This window comes from Parasphingomonas puruogangriensis, assembly GCF_036663635.1.
In the GTDB taxonomy this organism is placed as follows: Bacteria; Pseudomonadota; Alphaproteobacteria; order Sphingomonadales; family Sphingomonadaceae; genus Sphingomonas.
In genome coordinates this window covers 1-1,016 of sequence record NZ_JAXOJI010000046.1, presented here as the reverse complement: position 1 = coordinate 1,016, position 1,016 = coordinate 1, and the positions used below count along the sequence as shown (strand labels likewise).

The following is a 1,016-nucleotide window of genomic DNA, read 5'->3' as shown; positions in this document are numbered from 1 at the left end:
TGCACGAATTCCTGATTGAATTCCTGGCTCAAAACCGAAACCTCGCGCAATTGGTGGAGCAGGAATATAGGTTTAACAGCTGATGCTTTTGTCGATCCACCACATCACCGAATATCAATTCGACCAACCCGTACGCTATGCGCTTCAGCGGCTTAAGCTGCGCCCAAAAGACGGTGCAGGGCAAAACGTATTAGATTGGCAGTTGGTTATCGATGGCGGCAGGATCGAGGCTGAGCACGACGACCCGCATAATAACCATGTCACGCTGATTTCGATTGAAGAAGGTCGGACATCCATCAAAATCAGTTGCAGCGGTCAGGTGCAAACGGCTGACAATCATGGCATATTGGGTCGCCACCGCAGTCATGTACCCCTTTGGGCATATTGTCGTTCCACGCGGCTCACAGGGGCTGCACGGGGCGTCCAGAAGCTGCTTGTCGGGATTGATCGGGCAGCCCCCGACAAGATCGGCATGCTGCACGAATTGTCCGCGCATATTTTGTCAACGGTAGAGTATCGCACGGGCGCAACGGGCGTTGAAACCAATGCCGAGCAAGCGATTATCGCTGGCGCGGGCGTCTGTCAGGATCATGCGCATATCTTCATTGCGGCATGCCGTTCGATTGGCATTCCGGCGCGCTATGTGTCGGGCTACTTGATGATGGATGGACACATCGAACAAACCGCGAGCCATGCCTGGGCGGAGGCGCATCTCGACGGGCTTGGCTGGGTCGGATTTGACATTTCCAACGGCATCAGCCCTGATGGACGCTACGTCCGCGTGGCCACTGGCTTTGACTATCGCGACGCCGCTCCGATATCGGGGATGTCATTTGGTGCACGTGACAAGAGCATGGTTGTATCCTTGCGTGTCGAACAGTAGGAATCACGAAACAGGGCGGGGGCCAATGGATCAGGAATGACATATTGCGTGGGAATGTTACTCGATAAAGGCATGGCTTTCATGTCCGATACGCGCACGAATTCGGGCGTCGACAATATCTCGACCTTTCGCA

1 protein-coding gene and 1 pseudogene are annotated in these 1,016 nt (G+C 54.6%); both read left to right on the top strand.

What is annotated here, in order from left to right:
- The first annotated feature begins 82 nt into the window (after positions 1–82).
- Complete coding sequence (locus U1739_RS21095; RefSeq protein ID WP_332710579.1) at positions 83–883, top strand: transglutaminase family protein; 801 nt, start codon at positions 83–85, stop codon at positions 881–883.
- Between the two features lie 36 nt (positions 884–919).
- Positions 920–1,016 (top strand): annotated as a pseudogene (locus U1739_RS21090) (peptidase); the annotation flags it as partial.

What these genes read in the sequence shown, in the direction of transcription:
- U1739_RS21095 (WP_332710579.1), top strand. Translation starts at nt 83, where the DNA reads ATGCTTTTGTCGATCCACCACATCACCGAATATCAATTCGACCAACCC.